At 67.6% G+C, this 15231-nt stretch carries 12 protein-coding genes, 1 pseudogene and 1 riboswitch; of the genes and pseudogenes, 6 read left to right on the top strand and 7 right to left on the bottom strand.

From position 1 onward, the window contains the following. Positions 1 to 313: 313 nt before the first annotated feature. Both N4G47_RS14545 and hslO read right to left on the bottom strand, forming a co-directional pair. Complete coding sequence (locus N4G47_RS14545) at positions 314 to 1162, bottom strand: XOO1806 family protein (protein ID WP_057497274.1); 849 nt, start codon at positions 1160 to 1162, stop codon at positions 314 to 316. Between the two features lie 116 nt (positions 1163 to 1278). Further along, positions 1279 to 2172 carry an Hsp33 family molecular chaperone HslO gene (hslO, locus tag N4G47_RS14540; protein ID WP_475288017.1) on the bottom strand — a complete coding sequence of 298 codons (894 nt, stop codon included), beginning with the start codon at positions 2170 to 2172 and terminating at the stop codon, positions 1279 to 1281. A 112-nt stretch (positions 2173 to 2284) separates the two neighbouring features. Between hslO and mtgA the strand changes: the two genes are divergently transcribed. The 3 genes from mtgA to N4G47_RS14525 are packed head-to-tail and all read left to right on the top strand — an operon-like array spanning position 2285 to position 4466. Beyond that, positions 2285 to 2998 (top strand): monofunctional biosynthetic peptidoglycan transglycosylase, encoded by a 714-nt coding sequence (gene mtgA, locus N4G47_RS14535; protein WP_475288014.1) that lies wholly within the window; start codon positions 2285 to 2287, stop codon positions 2996 to 2998. A gap of 57 nt (positions 2999 to 3055) precedes the next feature. Next, on the top strand, positions 3056 to 4075 hold the full coding sequence (locus tag N4G47_RS14530) for a glycosyltransferase family 2 protein (RefSeq protein WP_475288011.1): 1020 nt from the start codon (positions 3056 to 3058) through the stop codon (positions 4073 to 4075). After that, positions 4035 to 4466, top strand: coding sequence for a CBS domain-containing protein (locus tag N4G47_RS14525; RefSeq protein WP_107231242.1), 432 nt, complete (start codon positions 4035 to 4037; stop codon positions 4464 to 4466). Before N4G47_RS14530 ends, N4G47_RS14525 begins: the two co-directional genes overlap by 41 nt. A gap of 555 nt (positions 4467 to 5021) precedes the next feature. Here the strand turns inward: N4G47_RS14525 and N4G47_RS14520 are convergent. From N4G47_RS14520 to N4G47_RS14505, 4 genes are all read right to left on the bottom strand, one after another. Then, on the bottom strand, positions 5022 to 6995 hold the full coding sequence (locus tag N4G47_RS14520; protein ID WP_475288006.1) for an AsmA family protein: 1974 nt from the start codon (positions 6993 to 6995) through the stop codon (positions 5022 to 5024). An 82-nt stretch (positions 6996 to 7077) separates the two neighbouring features. Next, the gene (gene trhA / locus N4G47_RS14515; RefSeq protein WP_010482744.1) at positions 7078 to 7716 is read right to left on the bottom strand and encodes a PAQR family membrane homeostasis protein TrhA; all 639 of its coding nucleotides are present in this window, start codon (positions 7714 to 7716) and stop codon (positions 7078 to 7080) included. A gap of 109 nt (positions 7717 to 7825) precedes the next feature. After that, on the bottom strand, positions 7826 to 9430 hold the full coding sequence (locus N4G47_RS14510; RefSeq protein WP_107231240.1) for a peptide chain release factor 3: 1605 nt from the start codon (positions 9428 to 9430) through the stop codon (positions 7826 to 7828). Between the two features lie 66 nt (positions 9431 to 9496). After that, on the bottom strand, positions 9497 to 10396 hold the full coding sequence (locus tag N4G47_RS14505) for a M23 family metallopeptidase (RefSeq protein WP_475288002.1): 900 nt from the start codon (positions 10394 to 10396) through the stop codon (positions 9497 to 9499). A 149-nt stretch (positions 10397 to 10545) separates the two neighbouring features. Continuing rightward, positions 10546 to 10664, top strand: a riboswitch (SAM riboswitch). A 77-nt stretch (positions 10665 to 10741) separates the two neighbouring features. Here N4G47_RS14505 and metX point away from each other — a divergent pair. Genes metX through N4G47_RS14490 form a run of 3 tightly spaced genes read left to right on the top strand, consistent with a single transcriptional unit; the run spans position 10742 to position 14069 of the window. Next, entirely contained in the window at positions 10742 to 11773 is a 1032-nt protein-coding gene (gene metX / locus N4G47_RS14500) for a homoserine O-succinyltransferase MetX (RefSeq protein ID WP_111113353.1), read from the top strand. Beyond that, positions 11770 to 13005, top strand: a complete 1236-nt coding sequence (locus tag N4G47_RS14495) for an O-succinylhomoserine (thiol)-lyase (protein ID WP_475287998.1) — start codon at positions 11770 to 11772, stop codon at positions 13003 to 13005. The genes metX and N4G47_RS14495 overlap by 4 nt, the downstream gene beginning before the upstream one ends. Continuing rightward, positions 13002 to 14069 carry a homoserine dehydrogenase family protein gene (locus tag N4G47_RS14490; protein ID WP_475287996.1) on the top strand — a complete coding sequence of 356 codons (1068 nt, stop codon included), beginning with the start codon at positions 13002 to 13004 and terminating at the stop codon, positions 14067 to 14069. Before N4G47_RS14495 ends, N4G47_RS14490 begins: the two co-directional genes overlap by 4 nt. A gap of 105 nt (positions 14070 to 14174) precedes the next feature. Here the strand turns inward: N4G47_RS14490 and N4G47_RS14485 are convergent. Continuing rightward, positions 14175 to 15169: pseudogene (locus N4G47_RS14485) on the bottom strand (alpha/beta fold hydrolase). Positions 15170 to 15231: the final 62 nt, after the last annotated feature.

Raw genomic sequence — 15231 nt, 5'->3', positions numbered from 1 at the left:
GCTGACCCGATAGTAGCGGGCGTTCGCCAAGAATTAAAGCTGTGTTAATCAAGTCTGTGATTTTGGTAAATTGCCTCTTATTTCATTGAAATCAATGGGTTGCTTATGTGGTTATTTAGCCGTGCCTCGTTTGTTAACGCAGAATGATGAAAAAAGTTACGTTTGATATGTACCGCAGTATGTCATCGCGTTATTCCAGGTATCCCAGGCCCTTGACGCGTGCATCAAAAGGTATGCAGCGCACATGCGCAACGGGCGCCTTTCGGCGCCCGGCAGGGAACAACGGGGATACGGCCAGGGCCGTGGAAACGGATCAGAGATCCTGTTCGTAGCGCACGTACGGCACGGTGCCGTCGTCGTTGCTTTCATTGCGCGGCGAGAACGGATTCTTGCCACGGCTGATCACGTTCTCGGCGCCGACCGTCAGCTGGCCGGACCACGGCGTGCGCCAGGTCAGGCCGATGCCCAGGCCTTCCCACTTGCCCGGCTTACCGGGCACATCAACGACGCGGCCGATGATGCTGCCGGTGAAGTTGCCATAGCCGGCGCCGATGCTCAGGCTCTTGCTGTCCCAGCGGTCGACCAGTGCCGGCGAGGCGTCGGCCAGCGGCACCAGGCGTGCCTTGGCGTAGGTGCCGGCGATGGAGACGAAGCCTTCGCGGCCGATGTTCTTCTGCGCGAACACGGTCAGATCGTTCTGTTCGGTGCGCAGCGACGGGGTCTTGTTCGGCCCGGCCAGCCACGCCGGCAGGGTCTCGCGGCCGGTGCCCGCGGTGATGCCCAGGCGGCTGTTGCCACGGTTCAGCGCGGCGGTGCCGGTGAAGCGCCGGCTGTTGAGGTCGTCGTCATCACCCAGGCTGGCCAGCATGCAATGACTGGCCAGGCCGCTCATGCTGGTACCGCTGCTGCTGTTGCAGAGCAGACCGAGCGAATCGCCGGAGGACAGGCCGAAGGCGGCGTCCAGTGAATTGCGGCCGAAGTGCCAGCGGGCGCCGGCAGCCTGTTCGCCGGTCGGCTCCAGATACAGCAGGGCCTCGACCTTGCCGCTGCCCTTGTTCCACACCGGCAGCACGGTGCGGGTGTCCTTGCTCTGCGCGTGCACGCCCGTGATCGCGCCAAGGGCGATCAGCAGGGCCAGCGGTAGACGCAGGAAGGTACGCATCGGACCAGTTCAGACAGGGACGGACAACGGAAGTTCCCGTGGGGACGGGAACTCGATCCTAGGGTGTTTATGAATTCTTAACAAGCCTTGATCCTCCCCAGGTACAAGACTGCCGTTTACTGAAGCCGTTCAGGCGCCGGTACTGCCCCCTTGGCGCCGTGGAACAGTATGCCGAACTCCGTCAATGGAAAGTGATACTCACGCCCGCAGAATTCGCATCGCACTTCGACCGCGCCGGTGTCCACGGCAGCGGCGCGTGCTTCTTCCTCACCCAGCGACTGCAGCATGGCCTCGACCCGCTCGCGCGAGCAGGAGCAGGCGAAGGACAGCGGCTTGTCGCCCATCAGCTCCGGGTGCTCCTCGTGGAAGAGCCGGTGCAGCAGCTGTTCGGCCGGGGTGGCCAGCAGTTCGGCCTTGCCCAGGGTCTCGAACAGGGCGCTGGCGCGTGCCCAGCCGTCCTCGTCGCCCTCGTCTCCCGGCAGCTTCTGCAGCAGCAGGCCGGCCGCGCCATTGCGGTCGGCGGCCAGCAGCAGGCGGGTCGGCAGCTGTTCGGACTGGCGGAAGTAGTCCTCGAAGGCTTCATCCAGTTCCGGCGCGGTCAACCCGACCAGGCTCTGGTAGCGCTGCGGTTCGCGCGGGTCCAGGCCGGGGTTTTCGATGGTGATGGCGAGGATGGCGTCGTCGCCCAGGGCGGACAGGTCGCGCGGGGCGTCCTCGCCGTCGCTGAGCTGGGCGATGCCGCGCAGGGTGCCGGCCGCGGTGCACTCGGCGAACAGGGTGCGCAGGGCGCTGCTGCTGCGCAGCTGGATCGACAGGCGGCCATCGATCTTGGTGTGGCCGGTGAACAGCGCGGCGGCCACGCAGGCCTCGCCCAGCAGTTCGGCGGCGGCATCCGGATACTGGGCGTGGGACAGGATTTCCTGCCAGGTGGCCTGCAGGCGTACATGCACGCCGCGGACACCGGCGTCGGGCAGCAGGAAGCGGATCAGGGAATCGGAGTTGGCGGTCATCGGCTCACATCGCGCGTAAACGGGGGCGGTTGCCGGATAATGCGCCGACAACCAGACAGAAGAAGGATGCACCAGTAATGGGGGCAGGGGAGAGCAGCACAAGGTAGAGGCCGTGGCGCCGCCGCCGCGTCGTCGTCGCTGGCGCTGGAAATACCTGCTGTGGCTGCCATTGCTGCTGGCTGCGTTCAGCTGCCTGCAGGTGCTGGTGCTGCGCTTCATCGACCCGCCCGGGTCCACCGTGATGCTGTGGCGCTACGGCGAGGCGCTGGGCGAGGCGGACTGGTCCTACCGGCTGCATTACCAATGGCGCGACCTGGACCAGATGGCGCCGAGCCTGCCGATTTCACTGGTGGCGGCCGAAGACCAGCGCTTCCCCGAGCACAACGGCTTCGACCTGCAGGCCATCGAGAAGGCCCGCGACCACAACGCCCGCGGCGGGCGCCTGCGCGGGGCCAGCACGATCAGCCAGCAGGTGGCCAAGAACCTGTTCCTGTGGCAGGGCCGCAGCTGGATCCGCAAGGGCCTGGAGGTCTGGTACACCGTGCTGATCGAGGCCATGTGGCCCAAGCAGCGCATCCTGGAGATGTACGCCAACATCGCCGAATTCGGCGATGGGGTATATGGCGCGCAGGCGGCGGCGCAGAAATTCTGGGGCAAGGATGCCGCGCGCCTGAGCCCGGCCGAGAGCGCGCGGCTGGCGGCGGTGCTGCCGGCACCGCGGCGCTACAACGCGGCCGCACCTGGCCCGTACGTGCAGCGCCGCGCGGCGTGGATCCAGCGCCAGGCGCGCCAGCTGGGCGGGGCCGGATATCTGGCCGAGGACTGAGTGCGCGTGCCGGCCGGCCGGCGCATGGCGTGCGCCCATGCAACGTACAATCCGGGCATGACCCGCGAACGGCTTACTTTCGTCATCGCTGCCTACAACGAGGCGCTGGCACTGCCCCTGCTGCATCCGCGCCTGTGTGCGGTGCTCGACGGCATGCCCGATCTCGACGGCCACATCCTGTATGTGGACGACGGCAGCCACGACGGCACCTGGGAGGTGATCGCCGGGCTGGCCGAGGGCGATGCGCGCGTTTCGGCGCTGCGGCTGTCGCGCAACTTCGGCAAGGAGGCGGCGCTGACCGCCGGCCTGGACCTGGTGCGCGAAGGCGCGGCGATGATCCTCGATGCTGATGGCCAGGACCCGCCGGAACTGGTGCCGCAGTTCGTCGCGCGCTGGCGCGAGGGCCATGACAACGTGTACGGCACGCGCATGGCCCGCGATGGCGAGGCCTGGATCAAGCGCGCCACGGCGGCGATGTTCTACCGGGTGATGGGGCGCCTGTCGCGCACGCCGATTCCCGCCGATACCGGCGACTTCCGCCTGCTGTCGGCGCGTGCGTTGAGCGCGCTGCGCGAAATGCGCGAGCGCCACCGCTTCATGAAAGGGCTTTTCAGCTGGGTCGGCTTCAAGCGCATTGCCGTGCCCTACCATCGCCACGCGCGGGTGGCCGGGAGCAGCAAGTTCAGCCTGTGGCGGCTGTGGAACTTCGCGCTGGAGGGCATTACCGGGTTCTCGACGGTACCGCTGCGCACCGCCACCTACCTGGGCCTGGCGACGGCGGCAGTGGCGTTCGTCTTTGGCCTGTGGGTGATCGTGAAGGCGGCGCTGTACGGGGATCGCGTGGCCGGCTGGCCGACGATGATGGCGGTGATCCTGTTCCTGGGTGGGGTGCAGTTGATCGCGCTGGGGCTGATCGGTGAGTACCTGGGGCGGTTGTATGAAGAGTCCAAGCAGCGACCGCTGTACCTGGTTGACGCCTGGCTAGCATCGGCCGTGGCAGACTCGGCCCTGCAACCCACCCTCGGAGGGCAGGCGGATGACCACGGTACGACAACTGTTGGACGGCAAGTCTCCTGAAGTACATGCGGTCGCGCCGGATGCGGCGGTGATCGATGCGATCCGGTTGATGGCGGAGAAGGGCATCGGGGCGGTGCTGGTGATGGATGGCCCGCGACTGGTCGGCATCCTGTCCGAGCGCGATTACGCGCGCAAGATCGTGCTGCGCGATCGTTCCTCACGCGATACGGCGGTGGCCGAGATCATGACCGCGCAGGTGGTGACGGTGTCACCGGGCGAGCAGGTGGAGCACTGCCTGCAGCTGGTGACCGATTACCGCATCCGCCACCTGCCGGTGGTGGAGGGCGCGCAGGTGCTGGGGGTGATTTCCATTGGTGACCTGGTGAAGTCGGTGATCGATGCGCAGCGGCGCGAGCTGGATCATCTGCAGCAGTACATCGTTGCCGGGTGAGGGTGTCGCTGGCGGGCCTGCGGCCCGCCGGCCCGCTTTTCGAAGCCAAAGCCAAAGCCAAAGCCAAAGCAGCGCCTTCCTGATACGTCGGAGAGGCGGAGGGTGCGGCTGGTCAGGACACGCCGTAAACCCATCCATGGGGCTCGATGGCGCCTTGCTCGTGTGCGCTGTCCTGCGCACACGGCAAGACCAGGGTTTGGCGTCCTGCCCAACCCGCCCGAGGCATGCCTCGGGCCCATGGCGCCAACGGTCCTGCCCAGCCGCACCCTCCGCCTCTGGACACGTTCCCGCGAGCGCGGTGCCTCGCCTTTGGTGGGTGCCAACCTTGGTTGGCAACGGCTTCTGACTTTGCTCTTTCTTTTGACTTTGAATTTCCGCTCTCGTTCCGCGCGCGCAGGAAACTGTCGGGAGGGGGACGGGTGACGCAGGCAGGACCGTTGGCGCCATGGATGGCGCCATCGAGCCTACAGGGACGTACTTGCGGCGTGTCCTGCCTGCGTCACCCGTCCCCCTCAAGCCGCGATCAATGCAGGCGCCGCGAACAACGCTGTAACCCTACTTCGCATACTGCCCGCCGCAGTCGGCATCCTTGCCCGGCCCCAGTTCGATCGTCGCCAGCAACGCCGCCGGCGGGGCGATGCTGCCCAGCGCCAGGGCCACCGCGCCACGAATGCCCAGCGCCTTGAAATCCGGGCGGAACGACGGGTCCTTGAACGTGCCGGCGATGTGCAGTGGCGAGCGCAGTACCAGGATGCTCTTGTCCTTCGGGCGAGGCTTCAGCAGCAGGTCGAGGGTTTCGTCGCGCAGGCTGACCGTGCCCTCGCCGATGAGGATCGTGTCGGTGGTGTCCACTGCCAGTGCCTGGCTGGTCATCAGCCCGTCGCGCACGCCGAAGTCGGCGAAGGCGCAGCGCAGGGGAATCTGCTTGTCTCCGGTCACCAGGAACTTCAACGATTCGGTGATATCCAGCCCGGCCAGTTCCATCACCAGGTTGCCGACGTGGCCACGGCCCATCGCCAGGCCAACCTTGCCGCTGCTGCTGCCCAGCATGGCGGCGATCGAATTGCCACGACCGCTCAGGTCCACCTCGCCGCCGATGCCGCCCTTGGCCTGTTCGGCCAGCTTCGCGTCCGGGAACAGCTGGCCCAGCTGCACGCCGCGTACGCTGGCCTTCAGCGCGGTGCTGATCTGCGCCTGGCGCGCATCCATGCGGATCGTGCTGCGGATATCGCCGCCGGCCACGCCGAAGTTCAGCGGGTCCAGGCGCAGCACGCCGTCGTCCAGCAGCAGATGCGCATCCATGTCATCCAGTGGCAGTGACGGCGCATTGATGCGGTGGGCCTTCCAGCGCACATCGGCATCCATCGCGCGCAGCTTGCCGAGGTTGTACGGCGTATCCGGCAGCACCCGGCTGCTGGCGGCAACACGGGCGGCCGCAGCCTTCTGTTCGGCGTTGGCTGTTTCGCCACCCCCGGTTTTCGGCGGTGCGCCGACGAAGCCGGCCAGGTCATCGAAATCCAGGCGCCTGGATTCCAGCGTGGCGGTCAGCCGCGGCCGCGCGCCGCCCACTTCGAACTGAAGGTTGCCTGCCAGGTCGCTGTCACCGACCTTGCCGGTGAAGGCATCGTAGCGCCACACGTTGTGGTCGCGTTTCAGGCGTCCGTCCAGGGCGTAAGGCGGCGAGGGTGGAATGGCGATGCCCAGTAGGGGGTAGAGGTCTGCAAGATCCTGTCCGCTGAGCGCAAATTGCAGGTCGAACACACGCAGCTGGAACGGATTGGTGAGCGTGCCGCGGGCGACGGCGTGGGTGCTGCCGGCGCGGCCGTCCAGATGGATGCGGAACGGGTGATCGCTGTCGGTCAGTTCCAGCGGGGATTCGGTGCCGCCACGCAGGGTAAACGCATTGCCTTGCCAGTGGCCCTTGCCCTGCACCAGCAGCGGCGGTGCGGCATCGGCCTGCTTCGGCTGGCCGCTGCGCACATCCACGCGGATATCGGTGCGGCCGAGCGCATCGAGGAACTGCAGGCGACCGTCGTCGATGCGCAGGCGCTTGAGTTGGGGGCTGGTTCCGCCGGCGCTGTCACCGAGGAAATCCCAGTTGCCCGGTTCGCCCTTGCGCGGGGCGGTTTCCAGCAGCACGTCGGGCCGGGTCAGGCGCACTTCGGGCAGCTGCACACTGCCGCGCAGCAGCGGCCAGACCCGCACGTCGATCTCGACCCGGTCGGCGCTGGCCATCTGCGGTTGCCTGGCCCAGCGGGCATTGGCAAAGGTGATCGCATCGGCGCGGATCGTGGTGGTGCGGCCCAGATCGACATCCAGCTGGCCGATGTGCAGCGCACGGCCGGTACGCGCCTGCACCGCACGTTCGACCGGCCCCTTGAACCAGTTCCAGTCCCACAACGCGATCAACACCAGCAGCGCGGCCAGCAGGAACAGCAGCGCAGCCCACACACGCTGGCCCCACGGGCCAGGGCGCCGGAGGCGCCAGCGGGAAGGGCGCCGTGCAGCAGGGGAGGCGGCAGCATTCACACTGCCATGGTTGCGCCCCGATCGTGGACGGGGCGCGAAGCGTCCATGTGCGCGGCGTGCAGGGCCGCGCGCCGGACTGTGGTTACAGCACCTGCATGGTCACCGCGACGAAGTGGCAGACACTGCCGCCGATCACGAACAGGTGCCAGATCGCATGCGAATAGGGGATCGATTCGCGATGGTAGAAGTAGGTGCCCAGCGTGTAGGACAGGCCGCCGGCCAGCAGCCAGCCCAGTGTCCAGCCGTCGATCGAGGCCAGCATCGGCTTGATCGCCACGATCACCAGCCAGCCCATGGCGATGTAGATGCCGGTGGAAAGCGCCTTGAAGCGGCCGGTGTAGAACAGCTTGAACACCACCCCGGCCAGGGCCAGGGTCCAGATCGCGGCGAACAGGCCCCAGCCCCAGGGGCCGCGCAGGCCGATCAGGGTGAACGGGGTGTAGGTGCCGGCGATCAGTACGTAGATCGCGCAGTGGTCGAACACCTTCAGGCGGCCCTTGGCGACCGGGTGCTGGATGGCGTGGTACAGGGTGGAGGCGGTGTACAGCAGCAACAGCGCGATGCCGAACACGATCGCGCCGGCCAGCTGCCAGCCATCGCTGTAGATGGCGGCCAAGGTGATCAGTACCGCGCCGGCGCCCAGGGCCAGCACGGCACCGAGGCCGTGGGTCAGGGCGCTGGCGATTTCTTCGCGGATCGAAGCAACGGAAGTCGTGGACATGTCGTAGGCATCGTTCGCGGGGAGGGGACCCGCACCCCCTATCATCGCCGCGATGGCCGGCGCGTGCACGCCGGTCACCGTATGGTCGATGAATCCCTGGGTGCTGGGGTCAGGCCACCGACACGGTGTGCGCCGCTTCGCGGGTGGCCGAGAACCGCACGTCCGGCGCGCGTTCCTGTGCCAGTTGCAGGTTGACCCGGGTCGGCGCCAGATAGACCAGGTGGCCGGCCGCGTCCAGCGCCAGGTTCAGCGCGTTCTTCTCGCGGAACTCTTCCAGCTTCTTTTCGTTGCTGCAATGGACCCAGCGCGCGGTGGTCACGCTGACCGGTTCGAAGGTCGCTTCCACGCCGTACTCGTCCTTCAGACGGTAGGCGGCCACGTCGAACTGCAGCACGCCGACCGCGCCCAGGATCAGGTCGTTGCTGGTCAACGGGCGGAAGAACTGGGTCGCGCCCTCTTCGGACAGCTGGGCCAGGCCCTTCTGCAGCTGCTTGAGCTTGAGCGGATCGCGCAGGCGTGCACGGCGGAACAGTTCCGGGGCGAAGTTCGGAATGCCGGTGAAGGTGACCGCTTCGCCTTCGGTAAAGGTATCGCCGATGGAAATGGTGCCGTGGTTGTGGATGCCGATCACATCGCCCGGCCACGCTTCGGCGGCGATCTCGCGGTCGCTGGCCATGAAGGTCAGTGCGTTGGCCAGCTTCATTTCCTTGCCGGTGCGCACGTGGAAGGTCTTCATGCCGGCGCTGAAGCGGCCCGAGCAGACGCGCATGAACGCGACGCGATCGCGATGCTGCGGGTCCATGTTGGCCTGGATCTTGAACACGAAGCCGGTCAGCTTGTTCTCTTCCGGGGCGATCTCGCGGCCGGTGGTGGAACGTGCCTGCGGCGACGGTGCATGCTCGACGAAGAAGTCCAGCAGCGGCTGCACGCCGAAGTTGTTCACGCCCGAGCCGAAGAACACCGGGGTCTGCTTGCCGTCACGGTAGGCCTGCAGATCGAACGGGTGGCTGGCGCCCTGCACCAGTTCCAGCTCATCGCGCAGCTCGGCCAGCATCTGTGCACCGATCTTTTCGGCCAGGCCGGGGGCATCGATGGACGGGAAGATGGTCGAATCCTGGCGGGTGAAATTGCGGCCCGGTTCGTACAGATGCACTTCGCCGGTCAGCAGGTGCACCACGCCCTTCAGGCGCTGGCCCATGCCGATCGGCCAGGTGACCGGGGCGCACTGGATGCCCAGCACGGTTTCCACTTCATCCAGCAGCTCGATCGGGTCCTTGCCCTCGCGGTCGAGCTTATTGATGAAGGTCATGATCGGGGTGTCGCGCAGGCGGCACACTTCCATCAGCTTGATGGTGCGCTCTTCCACGCCCTTGGCCACGTCGATCACCATCAGCGCCGAGTCCACCGCGGTCAGCACGCGGTAGGTGTCCTCGCCGAAGTCGGCGTGGCCGGGGGTGTCGAGCAGGTTGACGATCTTGCCTTCGTACGGGAACTGCATCACCGAAGAGGTGACGGAGATGCCGCGCTCCTTTTCCAGTGCCATCCAGTCGGAGGTGGCGTGGCGGGCCGCCTTGCGGCCCTTGACCGAACCGGCCATCTGGATCGCGCCTCCGAACAGCAGCAGCTTTTCGGTCAGCGTGGTCTTGCCGGCGTCAGGGTGGGAGATGATGGCGAAGGTGCGGCGACGCGACGCTTCGTTGGCGACTTCGGACATGGCAGTGGCGCCCGCCCGGGGCGCTTTTCAAAGAGATAAGCGCCCGATTATACCGGCCGGGGCCGCTCAGCGCCCGGTGCCGCCCTCGGCCTCGCCCTGGCGGGCGAACTGCAGCTGGCCCTGTTCGGCGAAGATGCGCACCGGCACCGAGCGCAGGCCCATGCCACGGTTGACCTGCACCACGAAGTGCAGATGCGGGGCACTGCTGAAGCCGCTGTTGCCGGACAGGCCGAGCGGCTGCCCGGCCTGCACCGCCTGGCCACGGCGCACGCGCATGCCCCCGGCCTGCAGGTGGCCATACAGGGCCATGCTGCCATCGCGGTGCAGGACGCGGACGAAGTTGGCGCGGCCGCCATCGCGTTCGCGGTCCAGGCCGTTGCCCTGGTAGCCATCCTGGATCTGCATCACCGTGCCCTCGCGCGCGGCCAGCACCAGGGTGGCTTCGGGCAGGGCGAAGTCGACCGCATCGCGGTTCTCCTCATCATCGTGGCTGAACCGGCCCTGCGGCGCCTGGTCCACGCGCAGGCGCGCGGCATCGAAGGGCAACCGGTAGGCCACGTCCTCGGCCTGTGCGGCGGGGTTGCCCGGCACCGACTGCAGGCGCAGGTCCAGGGTGCGGCCGTTGGCGGGGGCAGGCAGGTGACCGACCACCAGGCTGCTGTCGCCCTGGATCAGTGACTGCATCGGCAGGCCTTCGATCTGGCGCCCGGGTGCCGCGCGCAGCTCGATCTGCAGCGGGCCCGCCAGTGCGTTGTCGATCCGCGCCTGCCACTGTTCGCCGATCGGCTGCAGGCGCAGCTGGGCCATCGGAACGGCCTCCTTTGCGGCGCCCGCGCCGGTGCTGGCAGTGCTCGCGCGGGTGGGCGGCTTCGGCAGCATCCCCCAACCCTGGCGCCAGTCGCTGGCCCCGGCGGAGGCACTGGCCAGCAGCGGCAGGAGCAGGCAGGTCAGGGGCAGGCGTGGCATCGGCGATTCAGGAAAATGGACCGCCAGGACTGTACCCGATCCTGAACGGAGCGACCGCGACGGCGCTCGCAGAGCGGCGTCGGAAAAATATTCATCGCTTTATCCGCATGAAGGGATTGACAGTGCCGGAAAGGGCTGGCATCGTGGCTCCACCATCGAGACCGGCAGAGGGACAGGCCCTTTGAAGCCGGGGCAGCCCGCAGACGCGCAAGCGTCTGCGTAGGTGCCAAATCCTGCGGGGACCGTGGCGTCCACCGAAAGATGGTTCGAACCATGCACCACACGTGCATCTCGAACGCGGGCCCCGCGAAGGCTCGATGGCCGATTCCCCAACCGGATCCCGCCATGAGCTTCGCTGCCAGTACCGCCGTTCGCCCCGAACCCTTTGTCCCCGTCAGCGTGCCGGTCGAAGACCGTGTGCATGCCGAGCGCGGCGAGTTCGCCGCGGTGCTGTCGATGCGTCATGCCGGCCCCAGCCCGGTACGCCTGCGCTACGAGTGGGTCGGCCCGGCCAACGCGCCGGTGGTGGTGCTGGCCGGCGGCATTTCCGCGCATCGCCATGTGGCCTCCAACCCGCAGTTCAGCGAGAAGGGCTGGGCCGAGGACCTGGTCGGCAGTGGCCGCACGCTGGATCCGCAGCAGCTGCGCGTACTGGCGTTCGACTTCATCGGTGCCGATGGAGCGCTGGACGTACCGATCGATACCGCCGACCAGGCCGATGCGCTGGCCCTACTGCTGGACCATCTCGGCATCCGCACGCTGAAGGCCTTCGTCGGCTATTCGTATGGCGCGCTGGTTGGCCAGCAGTTCGCGATCCGGCATCGTGCCCGCGTGCGTCAGCTGGTGCTGGCCAGCGGTGCGCATCGCCCGCATCCGTATGCCGCCGCCTGGCGCGCATTGCAGCGCCGCGCGGTCGCGCTCGGCCAGCTGCAGTGCGGTGAAGACCACGGCCTGGCCCTGGCCCGGCAGTTCGCCATGCTCAGCTACCGCACCCCGGAAGAATTCGGCGAGCGCTTCGATGCTGCGCCGGAAGTCATCAATGGCCGCGTGCGCGTGGCTGCCGAAGACTATCTCGACGCGGCCGGTGCGCAGTACGTCGCGCGCACGCCGGTGACCGCCTACCTGCGCCTGTCCGAATCGATCGATCTGCACCGTGTCGACCCCGCCGCGATCCTGCCGCCGACCGTGGTGGTGGCCGTGGAGGGAGACCGCCTGGTGCCGCTGGCCGACCTGGTCGGCCTGGTCGAAGGGCTGGGCCCGCGCGGCAGCCTGCGCGTGCTGCGCTCGCCCTACGGCCACGACGCCTTCCTCAAAGAAACCGATCGCATCGACGCGATCCTCGCCACCGCCTTCCGCACCTCTGGAGAGTCCGCATGAGCCTGCACGCCAACGAGCCGTCCTGTAGTCGCACCACCGCCGCGGTCCGCGCCGGCATTGATCGCGATACCGCCCACGGTGCCGTGACCCCGCCGATCGTGCTGTCGTCGAACTTCAGCTTTGAAGGCTTCGGCAACAAGCGCCAGTATGACTACACGCGCAGTGGCAACCCCACCCGCGATCTGCTGGGTGAGGCGCTGGCCGAACTGGAAGGCGGCGTCGGTGGTGTGGTCACCGCTACCGGCATGGGCGCGATCAACCTGGTGCTGAACGCACTGCTGCAGCCCGGCGATACCCTGGTGGTGCCGCATGATGCGTACGGCGGCAGCTGGCGCCTGTTCAACGCGCTGGCAAAGAAGGGCCACTTCGAACTGGTCACCGCCGACCTCACCGACCCGCGCGCGCTGGCGCAGGCGCTGGCCACCCAGCCGAAGCTGGTGTTGGTGGAAACCCCATCCAACCCGCTGCTGCGCATCACCGACCTGCGCTTCGTGATCGAAGCCGCGCACAAGGCCGGTGCCCTCGTTGTGGTCGACAACACCTTCCTGTCGCCGGCGCTGCAGCAACCGCTGGCCTTCGGCGCCGATCTGGTGCTGCATTCCACCACCAAGTACATCAATGGCCACAGCGACGTGGTCGGTGGTGCGGTGGTGGCCCGTGATCCGGCGCTGCATGAGCAGCTGGTGTGGTGGGGCAACGCGCTGGGCCTGACCGGTTCGCCGTTCGATGCGTTCCTGACCCTGCGCGGCCTGCGCACGCTGGATGCGCGCCTGCGCGTGCACCAGGAGAACACTGCTTCGATCGTTGCGCTGCTGGACCAGCATCCCGCCGTTGGCCGCGTCTATTACCCGGGCCTGGCCGATCACCCTGGCCATGCCATCGCCGCACGCCAGCAGAGCGGTTTCGGCGCAATGCTGTCGTTCGAGCTGGCCGACTGCGAAGGCGACGATCCGCATGCCGCCGTGCGTGCGTTCGTCGACGGCCTGCGCTGCTTCACCCTGGCTGAATCGCTGGGCGGCGTCGAGAGCCTGATCGCGCACCCGGCCACCATGACCCATGCCGCGATGACTGCCGAGGCGCGTGCCGCCGCCGGCATCAGCGAGGGACTGCTGCGCCTGTCGGTCGGTATCGAGGCCGAGCGTGACCTGCTGGCCGATCTCGGCGCCGCGCTGCAGCGCGCCGAAGCGGTGATCGAAGCGGCCGCGCGCCGCAAACAGGTGGTGGACGCATGAACGCACTGGCCGCTGACATTCCCGCGCTGGGCACGGGACGCCTGGCGCTGCTCGGCACCGGCACTGTGGGCTCGGCCTTCGTGCAGCGTTACCAGGCCTTGCAGGCACGGGGGTTGGAACTGCCCAATGTGCAGTGGCTGGCCAATTCGCGCACCGCACTGGCGATCGATCGCGACCTGGCGCTGCCGTTGGAGCTGGCGCGGCGCGCGCCGCGTGACGGCCAACGTTCACCGCCCTGGTCCAGCGCCGAAGGCCTGGAACGGGGTGACGTGGTGGTCGATGCCACGGCCAGCGAAGACGTGGCGGCCCGCCACGCGCAGTGGCTGGCGCGCGGCGTGCACGTGGTGACGGCCAACAAGCTGGGCCGTGGCGCGCAGCTGGCCCGCGCGCAGGCGATTGCCGAAAGCTGCGCGGACAGTGGCGCGCGCTATGGCGACAGTGCCACGGTGGGTGCGGGCCTGCCGTTGTTGAGCAGCCTGCGCGCGCTGGTGGCCGGTGGCGATCACATCCATGCCATCGAGGGCGTGCTGTCCGGTTCGTTGGCGTGGCTGTTCCATCGCTATGACGGCCAGTCGCCATTCTCGGCGGCGGTGCGCGAGGCGCTGGCGGCCGGTTACACCGAACCCGATCCGCGCCTGGACCTGTCCGGCGAAGACGTACGCCGCAAGCTGCTGATCCTGGCGCGCAGCAGTGGCCTGGCGCTGGATGCTGCGCAGGTGCAGGTGGATTCGCTGGTGCCAGCGGCGCTGGCAGCGTTGCCGCTGGAGGAAGCGGTGGGCGCGCTGGAACAGCTGGATGCGCCGTTGCAGGCGCGCTGGCAGCAGGCGCGCGACAATGGCTGTGTGCTGCGCTTTGTCGGTCGCGTCGATGGCGAAGGTGCGCAGGTGGGCCTGCGCGAGCTGCCGGCCGATCATCCGCTGGCACAGGGTGCAGGCACCGACAATCGCGTGGCCATCCACAGTGACCGCTATCAGCGCCAGCCGTTGTTGATCCAGGGGCCGGGTGCGGGCGCGGAAGTCACCGCCGCTGCGCTGCTGGATGACGTGTTGCGGATTGTGGGCTGAACGCACCGCTTCTGTAGAGCCGAGCCTACGCTCGGCTGCTGCTGGCGAGATCCCCTCCTGCCGAATGAGCCGAGCATGGGCTCGGCTCTACAGAGGGGCTGCCGTTCAATGCGCCTTCAATGCCTTCAGCAACGCCGCATTGAACTGCTTCGGGTCCTGCACCTGCGGCGAATGGCCCAGTTCGGCGAACTCGACCAGCGTCGCGCCGGGAATCGCCGCCGCCGCGGCCTGCCCAGTGCCGGATAGTTGCCCAGCGTCGCCTTCAGGTCCGGCGCTGCCAGATCGCGGCCGATCGCAGTGCGATCCTTCTGCCCGATGAACAGCGTGGTCGGTACCCGCACGTTCTTCAGCTCGTACACCACCGGCTGGTTGAACACCATGTCCGAGGCCAGCGCCTGGCTCCACGCAACGGCCTGCTTGCCTGGGCCTTCGTACATGCCCGACTGCATCCGCGCCCAGGTTTCATAGGCCGGCTTCCATTGGCCGTCGTAGTACACGTCCAGCTGGTAACGGCGGATGCTGTCATAACGGGTCTTCAATTCACCGGCATACCAGGCATCCACGCTGCGCCACGGCACGCCCAGTGCCTTCCAGTCTTCCAGCCCGATCGGATTGACCAGCGACAGGCTGCGCAGGTCCTGCGGGTACATCAGCGCGTAGCGCACCGCGAGCATGCCGCCCATCGAGTGGCCGACCAGATGCACCGGGGCATCCCCCAGTTGCAGTTGATGCAGCAGCGCATGGGTATTGGCCGCCAGCTGCGCGAACGTGTACTGGTAGCGCTCGGGCTTGCTCGATTTGCAGAAGCCGACCTGGTCCGGTGCGATTACCCGGTAGCCGGCGGCCAGCAACGGCGTGATCGATTCCTTCCAGGTCGCCGCGCAGAAGTTCTTGCCGTGCAGCAGCACCACCACACCGATCGGCGCCTGCTTCGGTGCAAGATCCAGGTAGGCCATCTCCAGCGGCTGCCGCTGCGATTCCAGCGCGAAGGTCTTTACCGGATAGCCGTAGTCGAAGCCTTCCAGCCGAGGGCCGTAGCTGGGCGCGGCCAGGGCAGGTAGCGGAAGGCAGGCGAGCAGGGCAGCAGCGATCACGCGCATGGGGCAATCCGGGGCGAGGGAGCCCCGAGCCTAACCGGAACGCAGTGATGATGTCGCTCCGC

It is taken from the genome of Stenotrophomonas sp. GSD10 (assembly GCF_056172695.1).
Note: the sequence above shows the minus strand (reverse complement) of the source record. Positions and strands in the feature narration are given on the sequence as shown.

What these genes read in the sequence shown, in the direction of transcription:
- N4G47_RS14545 (WP_057497274.1), bottom strand. Translation starts at nt 1,162, where the DNA reads ATGCGTACCTTCCTGCGTCTACCGCTGGCCCTGCTGATCGCCCTTGGC.
- hslO (WP_475288017.1), bottom strand. Translation starts at nt 2,172, where the DNA reads ATGACCGCCAACTCCGATTCCCTGATCCGCTTCCTGCTGCCCGACGCC.
- N4G47_RS14530 (WP_475288011.1), top strand. Translation starts at nt 3,056, where the DNA reads ATGACCCGCGAACGGCTTACTTTCGTCATCGCTGCCTACAACGAGGCG.
- N4G47_RS14525 (WP_107231242.1), top strand. Translation starts at nt 4,035, where the DNA reads ATGACCACGGTACGACAACTGTTGGACGGCAAGTCTCCTGAAGTACAT.
- trhA (WP_010482744.1), bottom strand. Translation starts at nt 7,716, where the DNA reads ATGTCCACGACTTCCGTTGCTTCGATCCGCGAAGAAATCGCCAGCGCC.
- N4G47_RS14510 (WP_107231240.1), bottom strand. Translation starts at nt 9,430, where the DNA reads ATGTCCGAAGTCGCCAACGAAGCGTCGCGTCGCCGCACCTTCGCCATC.
- N4G47_RS14505 (WP_475288002.1), bottom strand. Translation starts at nt 10,396, where the DNA reads ATGCCACGCCTGCCCCTGACCTGCCTGCTCCTGCCGCTGCTGGCCAGT.
- metX (WP_111113353.1), top strand. Translation starts at nt 10,742, where the DNA reads ATGAGCTTCGCTGCCAGTACCGCCGTTCGCCCCGAACCCTTTGTCCCC.
- N4G47_RS14495 (WP_475287998.1), top strand. Translation starts at nt 11,770, where the DNA reads ATGAGCCTGCACGCCAACGAGCCGTCCTGTAGTCGCACCACCGCCGCG.
- N4G47_RS14490 (WP_475287996.1), top strand. Translation starts at nt 13,002, where the DNA reads ATGAACGCACTGGCCGCTGACATTCCCGCGCTGGGCACGGGACGCCTG.